This is a genomic window from Microcoleus sp. S13_B4, from assembly GCF_036700885.1.
GTDB lineage: Bacteria > Cyanobacteriota > Cyanobacteriia > Cyanobacteriales > Microcoleaceae > Microcoleus.
In genome coordinates this window covers 1-14977 of the sequence record NZ_JAUBPU010000096.1, presented here as the reverse complement: position 1 = coordinate 14977, position 14977 = coordinate 1, and the positions used below count along the sequence as shown (strand labels likewise).

General features: G+C 49.0%; 14 protein-coding genes. 10 read left to right on the top strand and 4 right to left on the bottom strand.

The genetic code is table 11. The features are described from left to right. The first annotated feature begins 172 nt into the window (after positions 1-172). On the top strand, positions 173-1987 hold the full coding sequence (atzF, locus tag QT994_RS26465; protein WP_333179898.1) for an allophanate hydrolase: 1815 nt from the start codon (positions 173-175) through the stop codon (positions 1985-1987). Between the two features lie 39 nt (positions 1988-2026). Further along, positions 2027-2770, top strand: a complete 744-nt coding sequence (locus QT994_RS26460; protein ID WP_333179896.1) for a calcium-binding protein — start codon at positions 2027-2029, stop codon at positions 2768-2770. Positions 2771-2959: 189 nt separating this feature from the next. Here QT994_RS26460 and QT994_RS26455 read toward each other — a convergent pair whose 3' ends face one another. Then, entirely contained in the window at positions 2960-3115 is a 156-nt protein-coding gene (locus QT994_RS26455) for a hypothetical protein (RefSeq protein WP_333179904.1), read from the bottom strand. Between QT994_RS26455 and truB the strand changes: the two genes are divergently transcribed. From truB to QT994_RS26435, 4 genes are all read left to right on the top strand, one after another. Continuing rightward, entirely contained in the window at positions 3072-4013 is a 942-nt protein-coding gene (truB, locus tag QT994_RS26450; RefSeq protein WP_333179894.1) for a tRNA pseudouridine(55) synthase TruB, read from the top strand. The two genes, QT994_RS26455 and truB, sit on opposite strands and share 44 nt — an antisense overlap. Before the next feature lie 149 nt (positions 4014-4162). Next, positions 4163-4393 carry a membrane protein insertion efficiency factor YidD gene (gene yidD / locus QT994_RS26445; RefSeq protein ID WP_333179891.1) on the top strand — a complete coding sequence of 77 codons (231 nt, stop codon included), beginning with the start codon at positions 4163-4165 and terminating at the stop codon, positions 4391-4393. Between the two features lie 216 nt (positions 4394-4609). Next, positions 4610-5824, top strand: a complete 1215-nt coding sequence (locus QT994_RS26440) for a response regulator (protein ID WP_333179888.1) — start codon at positions 4610-4612, stop codon at positions 5822-5824. Between the two features lie 105 nt (positions 5825-5929). Beyond that, positions 5930-6928, top strand: a complete 999-nt coding sequence (locus QT994_RS26435; RefSeq protein ID WP_333179886.1) for a glycosyltransferase — start codon at positions 5930-5932, stop codon at positions 6926-6928. A gap of 553 nt (positions 6929-7481) precedes the next feature. On the opposite strand, the gene QT994_RS26430 is transcribed toward QT994_RS26435, so the two are convergent. Together QT994_RS26430 and QT994_RS26425 are read right to left on the bottom strand one after the other, a co-directional pair. Continuing rightward, entirely contained in the window at positions 7482-7811 is a 330-nt protein-coding gene (locus QT994_RS26430; RefSeq protein WP_006630924.1) for a HesB/IscA family protein, read from the bottom strand. Between the two features lie 146 nt (positions 7812-7957). After that, on the bottom strand, positions 7958-8377 hold the full coding sequence (locus QT994_RS26425; protein ID WP_333179884.1) for a phosphomannose isomerase type II C-terminal cupin domain: 420 nt from the start codon (positions 8375-8377) through the stop codon (positions 7958-7960). Positions 8378-8908: 531 nt separating this feature from the next. Here QT994_RS26425 and gltB point away from each other — a divergent pair. The 4 genes from gltB to QT994_RS26405 all read left to right on the top strand — a co-directional run bounded on the left by gltB (position 8909) and on the right by QT994_RS26405 (position 14535). Then, positions 8909-13495 (top strand): glutamate synthase large subunit, encoded by a 4587-nt coding sequence (gltB, locus tag QT994_RS26420; protein ID WP_333179882.1) that lies wholly within the window; start codon positions 8909-8911, stop codon positions 13493-13495. Between the two features lie 148 nt (positions 13496-13643). Then, positions 13644-14147, top strand: a complete 504-nt coding sequence (locus QT994_RS26415) for a GUN4 domain-containing protein (RefSeq protein WP_333179879.1) — start codon at positions 13644-13646, stop codon at positions 14145-14147. Between the two features lie 81 nt (positions 14148-14228). Continuing rightward, positions 14229-14396, top strand: a complete 168-nt coding sequence (locus QT994_RS26410; RefSeq protein WP_333179877.1) for an element excision factor XisI family protein — start codon at positions 14229-14231, stop codon at positions 14394-14396. After that, positions 14371-14535, top strand: coding sequence for an element excision factor XisI family protein (locus QT994_RS26405; RefSeq protein ID WP_333179874.1), 165 nt, complete (start codon positions 14371-14373; stop codon positions 14533-14535). Before QT994_RS26410 ends, QT994_RS26405 begins: the two co-directional genes overlap by 26 nt. Before the next feature lie 334 nt (positions 14536-14869). On the opposite strand, the gene QT994_RS26400 is transcribed toward QT994_RS26405, so the two are convergent. Continuing rightward, positions 14870-14977, bottom strand: a 108-nt coding sequence (locus QT994_RS26400) for a photosystem II protein D1 (protein WP_333179901.1), incomplete at its 5' end; no start/stop codon positions are given.

The following is a 14977-nucleotide window of genomic DNA, read 5'->3' as shown; positions in this document are numbered from 1 at the left end:
CTGTCGTTTTCAAGCTCGTTCAGTAATGACTTTTTTCCGTGAGGCTATTTCTGCCCATTCTTGTGACTTGGCTATGCTTGAGCTCATTCCCATTCTTCAGACCTGAATCCTTACCTTCAATCTAAAATCTAAAATCTAAAATCTAAAATCTAAAATCGACTGACGGTGCATTATGGAAAAAGTTAACTACAGCAACAGTCTCGACATTCATTCGCTGCTCGATCGCTACCGCACCGGCTCGATCGCGCCTGCCGATGCGATCGCGAGCGTGTACGATCGGATCGAACGCTATGCAGATCCGGGAGTATGGATTTATTTAGCACCGCAGGCGGAAACCCTCGAACGCGCCAAAGCCTTGGAAAACCTAGACCCCCAACAATTGCCGCTCTACGGAATACCTTTTGCGATCAAAGATAATCTCGATTGGGCGGGCGTTCCGACTACGGCGGGATGTCCTCGGTTTGCTCGCACTCCAGCGCGATCGGCCACAGTCGTGGAGCGCCTGTGCGCGGCAGGTGCGATCGCGATCGGCAAAACAAACATGGATCAGTTTGCCACAGGATTAGTGGGAACCCGCACCCCTTATGGAGTTTGTCGCAATCCGTTCGATCGGCGCTACATCCCGGGCGGATCGAGTTCCGGTTCCGCAGCAGCAGTCTCGGCCGGATTGGTGAGTTTTGCTCTGGGTACCGATACCGCAGGCTCGGGGCGGGTTCCCGCTGCTTTTACCAACATTGTCGGGCTGAAGCCAAGTTGCGGCTCGATCGGCACTCGTGGCCTACTACCAGCGGTGCGATCGCTCGATTGCGTTTCTGTGTTCGCTCTCACCTGTGCGGATGCGGCCTCCGTGCTGCAAGTAGCCAGCGGTTTTGACGCTGAGGATGCGTTTTCTCGCCGCCCTGAAACCAAAGTTTTGCCGGATTTATCCCGCTTGCGGGTGGGAGTTCCCGCAGACGGCGAGCTCGAATTTTTCGGGAATGCAGAAGCCGAACTGCGCTACCGAGAGGATCTCGCGCGCTTGCAATCCTTGGGCTGCACGATCGCACCTATTGACTTCAAACCCTTTGCGGATGCTGCCGAACTGCTCTACGGCGGGCCTTGGGTAGCAGAAAGGTTGGCGGCGATCGGCGATTTCCTCGACGCGCACCCAGAGGATCTCGATCCGATCGTGTCCGAAATTATCAGCGGCGGCAAAGGCTACGATGCAGTATCAGCTTACCGCGCGTCGTACCGCTTGGGCGAACTGCGCCGGCTGGCAGAAATTCAGTGGCAGTCAATGGATGTGTTGGCGGTGCCGACGACAGGTACGATTTATACTGTGGCTGAAGTTGCAGCCGAGCCGATCGCCCTCAACACCAATCTCGGGCGCTACACGAACTTTGCGAATTTGCTCGATTTGTGCGCGATCGCAGTTCCCAGCGGGTTTCAAAGCAACGGATTGCCCGCAGGATTGACACTGATGGCTCCGGCGTGGCACGATTTATCGCTTTGCCGCCTGGGCGCTGCTTTTCACGCTAGCTTGGGGGGAACTTTGGGCGCAACCGGCCAGGCGCTGCCAACAGTCCCGGAATTCGCGATCGCACCAAAATCTTCGTCACAAGAACGAGTCAAAATAGCCGTGGTTGGTGCTCATTTGAGCGGTGAGCCACTGAATTATCAACTAATTGAGGGGGGAGGTATTCTGGTGCGCGCCTGCCATACCAGCCCGATTTACAAGCTGTACGCTTTGACTGGTACTGCTCTGGGCAAGCCGGGATTGGTGCGTCAGATAGAGGGCGGTAGCGCGATCGAGGTGGAAGTGTGGGAGTTGTCGATCTCCGCTTTCGGCGGATTTGTCGCTAAAATTCCCTCGCCGCTGGGAATTGGTACGCTGGTGTTGGAGGACGGCTCGACGGTGCAGGGCTTTTTGTGCGAACCTTATGCTGTGGCGGATGCGATCGATATTTCTGATCTGGGGGGTTGGCGAGCTTATAACTTCCGCTTTTAAGCTAAGTTAGAATGGCAAATTTCTACCATCTTGAGAATCATGCCATCAGCAGTGCCAGTTCAGCCAATTCCCGTCACAACCCCAACCCCCGCCACGGGTACCCGTCCCTCCGGGGCATCTGGCGGCAGGAATGGCACCAGTGGCCCCGACTCTCTCAGGGGTAGTGCGGGCGCGGACTTGATATTTGGTTTGGGTGGCCCTGACAGCATTTTGGGCTTAGCCGCCAACGATTCCCTCTACGGCGGCGACGGCGACGACTCAATACTGGGGGACGCTGGCAATGATTTGCTGTTCGGCGGTGCGGGCGGTGACAGCGTTTTGGGCGGCCTCGGCGACGATACTTTCTACGGTGGTAAAGGTTCTGATTCAATGCTGGGCGACGATGGCAATGATTTGCTGTTTGGCAACCAAGACACTGATACTTTGTTGGGCGGCGCGGGTAATGACACGTTTTTTGGGGGTGCGGGCGATGACTCGCTGTTTGGTGGCATCGGCGATGACTGTTTATCGGGCGATCGCGGGCGAGATACTTTAACTGGCGGCGTCGGAAACGATACTTTTGCGATCGGGCGTCAGGCAGATGGTGATGTGATTACAGATTTTAGTGATGGTACGGATCGAATTCGCTTGACTGCCGGCCTCACCTTTGGCGAACTCACCATTTCCGCTGGGGCCGGAACTACGACGAGTACCATTATTCAGTTTACAAGCAGTAAGGAAACTCTGGCTACTTTATTCGGAGTTGCCCGCACTTCTATCAGTCAGGCTGACTTTATTTTTTAATGGGTAATGGGTAATTGGGAATTGGGAATTGATAATTGGGCGGGCGGGTACTTTTTAGTTTTAAGTTTTTAATGTTGAACTTTTTAACTCAAAACCGCTTTCGCGTTGCGAATAACGTTAGCTTGAGCGTTCCCCTATAAAGCAATCTCCAAATTTTTCATCTTCCTTTTTCCTGCTTCCTTGTATCCCTTAAATCCCATACATTGCCCGTTGCATTCTTCCTTCTTCCTTCTTCCTTCTTCCTTCTTCCTTCTTCCTTCTTCCTTCTTCCCTCTTCCTTCTTCCCTCTTCCTTCTTCCTAATGACTACTGACGGTTTTCTCAATCTCAACAAACCTGCGGGCATGACATCTCACGACTGCGTGGGGCGAGTGCGGCGGCTATTGAAACTCAAGCGAGTAGGACACGGAGGAACCCTCGATCCTGCTGTGACTGGCGTTTTGCCGATCGCCCTGGGCAAAGCAACCAGACTGCTGCAATATCTCCAACACAATAAAGCTTACCGAGGCACGATTCGATTTGGCTTAACTACTGCTACCGACGATTTAGAAGGAGAAATTATCCATTCTCGACCGGTGCCAGAGTTGAGTTTGGAAAAAGTGCAAGCTGCACTGCCAAAATTTATAGGAAAAATTGAGCAATTTCCACCTAGTTTTAGTGCGGTTCAGGTGGGAGGAAAACGCCTTTATGAGTTAGCTAGAAAAGGCGAAACTGTGGAAGTTGCTGCTAGGAAGGTTGAGGTTTTTCGGCTGGAAATCTTGGATTGGCGATCGGGGGATTTTCCTGAATTGGATTTGTCGATCGCCTGCGGGGCGGGTACTTACATTCGGGCGATCGCGCGGGATTTGGGTGCGGTGTTGAATACAGGCGGTACTTTGGCTTGTTTGACTCGTACCGAAAGTAGCGGTTTCTCGATCGACCAAAGTCTCAGTTTTGAAGAATTGGAACTGCAATTGCAAGAGAATAAATTCTGCCCGATTTTGCCATCGGCGGTTTTGGGACATTTAGGCGCGATCGTCCTTTCTCCTGAATATACCAAACGCTGGTTTCAAGGACAGCGCCTCCCGATTCCCGAAACGCTGATCGGCGGAGAGGAAGAAATTAGCAACAATCCCTTCCCCAACCCAATACCCCAACATCCCTACCCGTTGCAGGTTTACGATCGAGACGGTAATTTTTTAGGTATCGGTCAAGTAGCCAACTCAGAGACAAGTACCATATTATCTCCTCAAATTGTGCTTTAACTATCTACAATAAAAATGAAAATAGGTATAATTAGGACGGCAAAAGTTTGCGTAATTATAAAGGCTGAGAATACCTTCGATTCACCTAGCTGACAGCGGTAGGGGACGATATTTTGCTATTAATCTAATCAATCACTGAGGTAAAAATTGTGAAAATATTGCTAATCGGATTAATCCGAGGCTACAAAATGGGGATTTCTCCTTACCTGCCTAACGCCTGTAGATTTCACCCAACTTGCTCGCAATACGCGATCGAAGCAATAGAAAGATTTGGATCGGCCCGTGGCAGCTCAATGGCGGTTAAGCGAATTTTGCGCTGTAATCCTTTTCATCCTGGGGGTTACGATCCAGTACCTCCCAAAGATAGCGAGGGCAATTAGTTATTAGTCACAAACAGTATTTTATTTATTAGTTAATAGTACAAAGAGGCGTTGCATCCTCCTGGCTAAAATGCCCGAGGGGAATCACTCCCTGAGAGGGTTAAATTCGCAGAATTAGTGGTGTTTTTTAACTCAAATTCAGTAATATTACTGTTATCTTTCAAAACTCAGCAGCTATATAATGGTACAAACAGAGTACAGGGGATGCGAGTTGATATGTCTGCTACCGCAATCGGATACAAAATGTTGTCCCATACTCTGGCTGTACTCAGCCAGAAACAAGCAACGGGGAAACTCCTGTTAGAGCAAGGGGAGCAACAATGGCAACTTTATTTTTTTCAGGGTTGTTTGGTGTATGCTACGGGAGGATCGCACAGAGCGAGGCGCTGGTATAGGGCGATCGGGCAACACTGTCGAAATTTTCATGTCGATCTCAGAGACCTCAATGCTGGAGAATTGTGGGAATATCAACTGCTTCAGCGAGGGGTAGCAGCCAGCGAAATGAGTCTGGAACAAGCTAGGGCGATCGTCCACACCAGCCTTTCCGAAGTGTTCTTTGCTTTGATCGGTCAATCGGGTTTGCGCCGGGAGTGGCGTCCGTCCCAGAAATATTTTTCTACAATTACTTCTTCTTTGCTGCTGTCTTTAACAGAAGTAGAGAAAGTTCTGTGTTGTACAGAAGAAATTTGGCAGAAGTGGAAAGGAATGGGTTTGTGGTTGGTAGATCCAGAACAAGCACCGCTTTTAAAACCGTCGGCCCAGTTGCAGCAAAATCGATTTAGTTCTAATTCTTTGATCGCTTTGGGTAACGTATTCAACGGCGAGAATACTCTTTGGGATATTGCATTTAAGAAAAAGCAGTGCGTGACAGTGGCAACTCGCGCTTTAGTTAATTACATCAAGCAGGGTTTAGTAAATTTCCGAACAGTACCAGACTTGCCGTCGCCTATAGAACAGTGGCGCCTTGCCGCGGCGATCGCAGGGCCGGGTCGCCCTTTGATTGCTTGTATCGATGACAGTCCGACAGTATGCGAATTTTTAGAGCAAATTTTGTTGCCGGAGGGATATCGAGTCCTAAAAATTCAAGACCCGATGCAGGGAGTGGGCCTCCTCGCCAAACAAAAGCCTGCTTTAATTTTTATGGACGTGGTGATGCCGAAGACAAGCGGTTTTGCTTTGTGCAATTTTTTGCGAAAAACACCTGCTTTTCGCGAAACTCCGATCGTGTTTTTGACCGGTCAAGACGGTATAATTGACCGCACGCGAGCGAAATTGACAGGTGCTTCGGATTTTTTGAGCAAGCCAGCCAATCCGGAACAGGTTTTGCAAATAGCTGACAAGTATTTGAAGGTAAAAGGCGATCGCTACCCTTTGGCAATTCGTCCCCATGATTTACTGAACTCGCACCAACTTACCTTGGCAAATTCTTGACCCCAAATTAATGAACACAAGAAGCCCTTAATGGGTGCGTCAGGAACTGACGCACCCTACGCTCATTGTAAAATAAAGACGCAATCGAATTTAAGATAATTAATTATGAGTAATGTTACGATCGATCGCACCCCGCAGGTGAGCGTAGTAATTCCGGCTTACAACTGCGCGGATTACGTCGGCCAAGCCGTCGATAGCGTTCTGCACCAAACCTATGCTAACTGGGAAATTATTGTAGTAGACGACGGTTCCAAAGATGAGACTAGATTAGTTTTAGAGAAATATGGCGATCGAATTCGCTACATTTACCAACAAAATCAAGGAGTTTCGATTGCCAGAAATCACGGCATCGAGCTATCGGGAGGAGAATTCATCGCCTTTCTCGATGCAGACGACTACTTTTTCCCCGACAAATTAGCAGCACAAATGGCTGTATTTGCAGCGAAACCACATCTAGGAATAGTTCACAGCGGCTGGCGTCTAGTTAATAGTATAGGCGAACCGCTAAAAGATGTCAAACCCTGGCAAAATGTCCCTAAATTAGACTTAGAAATGTGGCTGCGGTGGAAACCAGTATTACCCAGCGCGATGGTATTTCGCCGTCAGTGGTTAGAGCGCGCCGGCGGATTTGATCCTCGATTTCCACCGGCGGAAGATACAGATTTAGTGCTGCGTTTAGCCTTAATGGGATGCGAAGCAGAGTGGCTGCAGCAAGTAACTGTTTGCTACCGCCAGCACGAACAAAGCGCCATGTACAAAGGTTTACCGCAGGCTAAATCCCTCGCGGCAGTCATGGAAAATTTTTTTGCCCGCCCCGAATTGCCCGATAAAATACGTTTGTTGGAAAAGCAAATCAAGTACAGTACCTTAGTTTGGATTGCTTGGTATTTGCACCGCACTGGTCATTCTGTTGAGATGGTAGAGTTTTTGCAGCGTTCTTGGAATTATACGCCTTATTTGCCTGTGGAAACGGTAATTAATTGGGCAGAAGCTTTCGCCGAGTTTTCGCAGGATGGGGGAAATGAATTCGATGCAGATTTATTAGCTCAATCTCCCGAGTGGCAGCAGTTAATGCAGTGGATGATTCTCGGTACGCCAGCTTGATTGTGTTAATAGTCGAGCGAGCTTTTATGTTATTTCTGGTTGATTCGTGATAGTATAATTTGCGCGATCGTAAAGGCGGGTTTTACCAACAATCTATAGCGCTTTTCAGGGAGGAAGTGATATCAAATCCGGTAGCATCGGAATTAATATTACCCACAGCTTTCGAGAAGGGACTGCGCCGTGTCCCTACAATTAATCTGGTTAGGGAAACGGCATGATGCCGTGTCCGACCTATCATGTCTGAGTTCTCATATCGTTTCCGGTTGCATCGGAATAATAAAATAGAGTCAAAAGTTAACACTCAACCATTCAGTTTTTTGAAGCCGAGTAAACAGTCAACAGTCATGAAGAGTGTTAGCGGCATTGATATTAATCATCCGTTTAATCATTCCGATGCAACCGGATCTAATATTACGGAGTAAGTATTGGGAGTTCTGAGTTCGATATTGTCGTCAGTTCCTAATGCTGAACTGGCGTCGATATCGGTAGTCTTTATCGGCTTATTTGAAATTTTTTTGGGCTTTTTCTAAGTCTTTGAGTGTCATCCTAGGGATTATTCCTTGGCAGAAAAGGAGTTGCCGCAGCTACAGCTTTGGGCGGCATTGGGATTGTGAAATCGGAAACCTCCGCCCATCAAGTCTTCTGAATAATCCAAAGTGAGCTCATTGAGATATTTTAAGTGCTGGGGGTCGATCGCAACTTCAATTCCCTCCGACTCGCATACAGCGTCTTCTGGGGCGGGCGCATCGTCAAATGCCATTGTATAAGACAAACCGGAGCAGCCACTCGATTCCACGCCCAGACGAAATAAAGCATTGGGGTTCGGATGCTTCGACTTAAGGCGCGTTACTTCTGTTGCTGCTGTTTTGCTCAGATGAATCATTATGAGTAATTGGTAATTTGTAATTGGTAATTTGGAAGTAATGTTGAGTTTTGAAAATGTAGAGTGTGCCTAGGCGTGTACCTTACCCGGAGAATGTAAGGTGCGCCGGGCCGCGCACCTTACCCCTATATCTTTAGCAACTTGAGTTACTTAGCCTTTTCTGTACGGGCATAATCGTCTTGAAAGCGGATAATATCATCTTCTCCGAGATATTCGCCATTCTGCACCTCAATTAAAACCAGGGGGATAACTCCCGGATTTTCCAGGCGGTGAGAAATGCACTGAGGAACGTAGGTAGACTGATTTGTAAACAGAACTTGTTCAGTTTCGCCGCAAGTAACTTTTGCAGTACCAGAAACTACGATCCAGTGTTCGCTGCGGTGGTGGTGCATTTGCAGGCTGAGGCGGTGTCCCGACTTAACTTCGATCCGCTTAATTTTATATCCTGGGCCTTCTTCTAGAGTAGTAAATGAACCCCAAGGCCGCAATTCTGTAGCGGCTACTCCGTTGGGTGCTGCAGGTGCGTGCAGGGTAGATACTTGAGAAATTTCTTGAATCTGAACCATGATTTTTACTCCTTGAGGATTGCTTGCTGAATCCTTTGGTTAACGACGTTGCATTGTGATATTAACTAATTTATCCTTGAAACCTAAGTCCACTCGCGCGAACCGGTTACTGGACAGTAGATTTTTGCACTTTGGTCTGCTTTGCTCGATCGACCCACCTTGACCACCATAGCAAAATGATCACAGCAGTTGTCACCCCGTATTTGCGATCGCCCCAATCTACATCAAATCTTCATTCTCAAAGGCCTGTGCTTTAAAGAAGCTTAACGGGGAGACGGGAAGAGAGGGGGACAGGGGGACAGTGGGGGATTGGGGGAGAGGGACAGGGTGAGAGAGGAAGAGGGAGATAATTTTTCTTCTGACTAATGACTAATGACTCATGGCTAATGAATCATGACTGCTGAGAGATAACAATTTTCTTAAGCTTAAAAGTTACAAGCAGACATGATTAGAAAATACAGATTAGGTACAATAAAAAGCTCGGTACTCTGTCGATCGCAATTTTTTCGTCACTTTTAGGAAAACATCAAAATGAACAGCAACGAACTGCCAGCAAAACAAGGCCTATACGATCCGCAGTTCGAGCACGACGCTTGCGGAGTCGGATTCATCGTACACATGAAGGGTAACAAATCTCACGAAATTGTCGAGCAGGCACTGACAATCCTCTTGAACCTCGACCACCGGGGCGCGTGCGGCTGCGAACCCAACACCGGAGACGGGGCAGGGATTTTGATGCAGGTGCCCCACAAGTTTCTCAAAAAAGTAACGGCGGCCCTAAACATCGAACTTCCCGAAGCCGGCGAGTACGGCGTTGGCGCGATTTACTCGTCGCCCAATCGAACTGAACGGGAAAACGGCCAACGCATTTTTGAGGAAATCGCCGCCGAAGAAGGCCAGGAAGTGCTGGGCTGGCGCGATGTTCCCACGGACAACTCGTCCCTCGGCGACACCGCCAAATCTAGCGAACCCTTCATGCAGCAAGTGTTCCTCCGGCGGGCCGCAGGTATTGACGAGGCGGCTTTCGAGCGGAAACTGTACGTTATCCGCAAACGGGCTCACAATGCCATCCGCAGGACTAACACAGACCCCTACTGGTACAATTCCACTCTCTCGTGCCGGACGATCGTCTACAAGGGTATGTTAATGCCGGTGCAAGTCGGCGATTACTATCCCGACTTGCACGACCCTGACATGGAAAGCGCTCTAGCCCTGGTTCACTCGCGCTTCAGCACGAATACTTTTCCGAGTTGGGAACGATCGCACCCTTACCGCTACATCGCTCACAACGGCGAAATTAACACGATGCGCGGCAACATTAACTGGATGCACGCGCGGCAATCGCTGTTCGAGTCGGAACTATTCGGCGATGACTTAAAGAAAATCCCCAATTTAATCAATATCGAAGGCAGCGACTCGACGATTTTTGACAATGCTTTGGAATTGCTGACTTTGGCCGGGCGTTCTTTGCCGCACGCTGTAATGATGATGATTCCGGAACCTTGGACAGCCCACGAGTCCATGAGTGACGAGAAAAAAGCTTTCTACGAATACCATTCTTGCTTGATGGAACCTTGGGACGGCCCAGCTTCGATCGCCTTTACCGATGGTACTTCGATCGGGGCCGTGCTCGATCGCAACGGTTTGCGCCCTTCCCGCTACTGCGTTACCAAAGACGACTTGGTAATTATGGCATCGGAAGCCGGAGTTTTGCCGATCGCCCCAGAACGAATTGTATCAAAAGGTCGCTTGCAACCGGGGCGGATGTTCTTGGTAAATACCGAGGAAGGCCGCATCGTCTCTGACGAGGAAATTAAAACCAAAATCGCCACAGAACACCCGTACCGCCAGTGGATCGACCAGCACATGGTCGAAATAGCCAAACTGAAAGATGCGCCGGCAGTAGCAGAATCTCATCCCGAAACATTATTGCAGCGGCAAATGGCTTTTGGCTACACCTTTGAAGAACTGCGGTTGCTGTTAGCGCCGATGGCAAAAGATGGCGTGGAAGCTGTCGGCGCGATGGGTGCGGATACGCCGCTGGCGGTGCTTTCCAACCGCCCAAAACTGCTTTACGAATACTTCCAGCAGTTGTTTGCTCAAGTTACTAATCCGCCAATTGATTCTATCCGGGAAGAAATTGTAACTTCTGCCGAAACTACGATCGGCGCTGAACGCAATTTGCTCAAACCAGAACCGGAAAGCTGTCATTTGATTGAACTGAAAACGCCAATTCTCAGCAATGAAGAATTAGCTAAGCTCAAACACGTAAATGAGGGCAATTTCCGGTCGATTACACTACCGATTTTGTTTGACCCCAAAAGCGGGGTAAAAGGTCTAGAACAAGCCTTAGAAGAGGTTTTTGCAGCAGCAGACAGCGCGATCGCCTCCGGGGTGAATATCATCATTTTGAGCGATCGGGGTATCAGTCCAGACAAAGCCCCAATTCCGTCGCTGCTGGCAGTTGCGGGCCTGCACCACCACTTGATCCGTAAAGGTACGCGCACGCGGGCGGGACTCGTACTCGAATCCGGCGAACCGCGCGAAGTGCATCACTTTGCGACACTTATTGGATATGGTTGCGGCGCGATTAATCCGTATTTGGCCTTTGAGACGATCGCCGATTCGATCCGCGAAGGATTGCTGCTAAATGTCGAGTACAAAACAGCTTGCAAAAACTACGTCAAAGCGGCAACTAAAGGGGTGACGAAAGTTGCCTCGAAAATTGGGATTTCGACAATTCAAAGTTATCGCGGCGCGCAGATTTTTGAGGCGATCGGCTTAAACAAATCCGTAGTCGATAAATACTTTGCTTGGACAGCCTCGCGGATTGAAGGTGTAGACCTCGAAGTCATCGCCCAAGAAGCTATTTTGCGCCATAATCACGCTTTCCCAGACCGCCCATCCAGCGGACATACTCTCGATGTCGGCGGCGAATATCAGTGGCGGAAAGAAGGCGAAGCGCATTTGTTTAGTCCGCAGACAATTCACGCGCTGCAAAAGTCGGTGCGCGAGGGCAGTTATACGCTTTTCAAACAGTATTCGGGGCTGGTTAATGAACAAAACCAGCAGCATTTTACCTTGCGCGGTTTGTTGCAATTCAAACAGCGGGAATCGATACCGATTGAGGAAGTTGAGCCGATCGAATCTATTCTCAAACGCTTTAAAACTGGGGCGATGAGTTACGGTTCGATTTCTAAAGAAGCCCATGAATCGCTAGCAGTAGCGATGAACCGCATTGGTGGCAAATCGAACACCGGTGAAGGCGGGGAAGATCCCGATCGCTACACTTGGACGAACGATCGCGGCGACTCGAAAAACAGCGCGATTAAACAAGTTGCTTCCGGGCGTTTCGGCGTTACCAGCTTGTACCTTTCCCAAGCGCGGGAACTGCAAATCAAGATGGCGCAAGGCGCGAAACCCGGTGAAGGCGGACAGTTGCCCGGTAAAAAAGTATACCCGTGGATTGCGAAGGTGCGAAACTCGACTCCGGGTGTGGGTTTGATTTCGCCTCCTCCTCACCACGACATTTATTCGATCGAAGATTTGGCCGAATTGATTCACGACTTGAAAAATTCCAACCGAGAAGCGCGGATTAGCGTCAAACTCGTATCGGAAGTGGGAGTCGGGACGATCGCGGCCGGGGTTGCGAAAGCCCACGCCGATGTCGTGTTGATTTCCGGCTACGACGGGGGTACCGGCGCTTCGCCGCAAACTTCGATCAAACACGCGGGATTACCTTGGGAATTGGGACTGGCGGAAACTCACCAAACTTTGGTTCTCAACAATCTCCGCAGCCGGATTGTGGTGGAAACTGACGGTCAAATGAAAACTGGTCGCGATGTAGTAATTGCTGCACTGCTTGGCGCTGAGGAATTCGGTTTTGCGACCGCGCCGCTGGTGACATTGGGCTGCATCATGATGCGCGTTTGCCACCTGAACACTTGCCCGGTGGGCGTGGCGACGCAAGACCCGCTGCTGCGGAAAAACTTTACCGGCGACCCCGAGCACACGGTAAACTTTATGACCTTCGTCGCGCAGGAAGTCCGGGAAATTATGGCGCAGTTGGGCTTCCGCACGCTGAATGAAATGGTTGGCCGCACTGATGTTTTAGAACCTCAGCAAGCGGTGGAACACTGGAAGGCTAAGGGTTTGGATTTCTCGAAAATCCTTTATCAGCCGGAAGTTGGCGCGGATGTCGGGCGCTATTGTCAGATGGCGCAGGATCACGGGTTGGAAAAGTCGATCGACATGACTGTGTTGTTGGATTTGTGCAAAGGTGCGATCGAAAACGGTGAAAAGGTACACGCCAAACTGCCAATTACCAACATCAACCGGGTTGTCGGCACAATTCTCGGCAACGAAATCACCAAACGCCACTGGGAAGGTTTGTCGGATGACACGGTGCACCTCCACTTCCAGGGCAGCGCTGGACAAAGCTTTGGCGCATTCGTTCCCAAGGGAGTGACCCTGGAGCTCGAAGGCGAAGCTAACGACTATTTGGGCAAAGGGCTCAGCGGCGGCAAAATCATCCTGTATCCGTCGCCAGCTTCCACCTTTGTCGCGGAGGAAAACGTGATTGTCGGTAACGTAGTGCTTTACGGCGCGACATCCGGCGAGGTGTTCATCCGAGGGATTGCGGGCGAACGTTTTGGGGTGCGTAACTCCGGCGTGAATGCGGTAGTTGAAGGTGTGGGCGATCACGGTTGCGAGTACATGACTGGCGGCAAAGTTGTAGTTTTGGGTGAAACCGGGCGCAATTTTGCAGCGGGTATGAGTGGCGGTGTTGCTTACATTTTGGATGAAGCGGGCGATTTTGCTACTCGCTGCAATATGTCGATGGTGGATTTGGAAAAATTGGAGGATGTTGAGGAGATTAGCGATTTGCGGCAGTTAATTCAGACTCACGTTGATTTGACTGGAAGTGCGAAGGCATCGAAGGTTCTGGCTGCGTGGGATGAGATGGTGCCGGTGTTTGTGAAGGTGATGCCGAGGGATTATAAGCGGGTGTTGCAGGCTATTGAAAGGGCGATCGCATCGGGTTTAAGCGGTGATGATGCCCTGACGGCTGCGTTTGAAGAAAACGCTCGCGATGTCGCCAGAATTGGCGGCAGCTAGTATTAGTATGGGTGCGTTACGGCTACGGCCTAACGCACCCTACAAAACTATAATTAACTCAAGCATGGGTTTCTCGAAGCGGGCGCGAAGCAAATTCATACGTATCAAGTCAAATAATCTCATATTCAAAATATCTTGGGCGCTGACCATGAGTGATTTTCAATCTTTAAATTATGATAACCAATTTCTTAATCTAGCTTCAGAAAGCGGAGCTGATTACACTCAATTACGCAATTTTTTAGCAGAGGGCAAGTTTAAAGAAGCTGATTGCGAAACTAAACAAATTATACTTTGGGTAGCGTGCTGTGAAAAATTAGGCTATTTAGGGCATTCAGATTGGGTAAACTTTCCTTGTACAGACCTCCAAACAATTAACCAACGTTGGGTAAAATACTCAAATGAGCGTTTCGGATTTTCAGTACAAAGGTCTATTTGGCAAGAAGCGGGCAAAGATTATGACAAATTCTGCGAATACGTTAAATGGGATTCATTTAATAGTAGAATGACCTATGAACTCCGCGCTCCCCTTGGTCATCTTCCCCATACTTTTGTATATTGGTTAGGACATAGAAGAGTCATCGTCCCTGGTGGAAATAGCTGGGGATTGGGATTGCATTGGTTAGATTCCAAACTATCTGCTTGTCATCTATAAAATAATTATCGTAAATACAGAAGTAGAGAAAATTGTGCAATGGATCAACTAATCTAATATCCCAAACTAATCAAGCGTATTTTGACCGAGTATATAGAATTGTGCAATAATCGCCCTTCTCAACAAGACATCGAGACATTCTTGATTGCAGACGAGCAAAACGGTCATTACATCTGGATGAATCAGGGCTGGCAAAAAGGGCGATCGCATTACCGGTATCACTATGTACGTTCGGATTCGCGATGGTAAATTCTGGATTGAGGAAGACTGGACAGAAGATGGGATTGCAACGGATTTGGTGCGCGCTGGAGTTCCCAAGGAAGATATTGTTTTGGCATTTCACGAGCCTGGGATGCGACAGTACACAGATTTTGCAGTAGCTTCGTAGCACTTCAGGGATGGGAAAATCAAAAAGCTCGATCGCACAGCTATTGATGGTGATTTATTGAACAATTTTTTTTTAAACATTAGTGTACTTACCACCCTATTCTCCTCTACCTAAACAAGATTGAGCCAAGAATAATCTTGGTTAAAGAGTCGAACCCGCCAACAACTGGAACAGTTTGATTGTTTACGTTCTGGCAATTGAAGATGTCTTAGGTCAAGTGTCCTAACTGGCTTAGCGGCTGCTCTACTTCCCCTCCCCGCAGTAAAAATATTTTTCCCCAAACAAAAAGCGCCCCTATTTCTAGGAGCGCTTTTTGTTTATCTCAAGTTAAAAATTAACCATTGATAGAAGGAGCAACCATTGCTACTGGGGTGACTTCACTTGCAGCCAAATCAAGCGGGAAGTTGTGAGCATTGCGCTCGTGCATTACTTCCATACCCAA

What these genes read in the sequence shown, in the direction of transcription:
- QT994_RS26460 (WP_333179896.1), top strand. Translation starts at nt 2,027, where the DNA reads ATGCCATCAGCAGTGCCAGTTCAGCCAATTCCCGTCACAACCCCAACC.
- QT994_RS26455 (WP_333179904.1), bottom strand. Translation starts at nt 3,115, where the DNA reads ATGCCCGCAGGTTTGTTGAGATTGAGAAAACCGTCAGTAGTCATTAGG.
- QT994_RS26405 (WP_333179874.1), top strand. Translation starts at nt 14,371, where the DNA reads ATGTACGTTCGGATTCGCGATGGTAAATTCTGGATTGAGGAAGACTGG.
- atzF (WP_333179898.1), top strand. Translation starts at nt 173, where the DNA reads ATGGAAAAAGTTAACTACAGCAACAGTCTCGACATTCATTCGCTGCTC.
- truB (WP_333179894.1), top strand. Translation starts at nt 3,072, where the DNA reads ATGACTACTGACGGTTTTCTCAATCTCAACAAACCTGCGGGCATGACA.
- QT994_RS26430 (WP_006630924.1), bottom strand. Translation starts at nt 7,811, where the DNA reads ATGATTCATCTGAGCAAAACAGCAGCAACAGAAGTAACGCGCCTTAAG.
- QT994_RS26435 (WP_333179886.1), top strand. Translation starts at nt 5,930, where the DNA reads ATGAGTAATGTTACGATCGATCGCACCCCGCAGGTGAGCGTAGTAATT.
- QT994_RS26425 (WP_333179884.1), bottom strand. Translation starts at nt 8,377, where the DNA reads ATGGTTCAGATTCAAGAAATTTCTCAAGTATCTACCCTGCACGCACCT.
- QT994_RS26440 (WP_333179888.1), top strand. Translation starts at nt 4,610, where the DNA reads ATGTCTGCTACCGCAATCGGATACAAAATGTTGTCCCATACTCTGGCT.
- gltB (WP_333179882.1), top strand. Translation starts at nt 8,909, where the DNA reads ATGAACAGCAACGAACTGCCAGCAAAACAAGGCCTATACGATCCGCAG.
- QT994_RS26415 (WP_333179879.1), top strand. Translation starts at nt 13,644, where the DNA reads ATGAGTGATTTTCAATCTTTAAATTATGATAACCAATTTCTTAATCTA.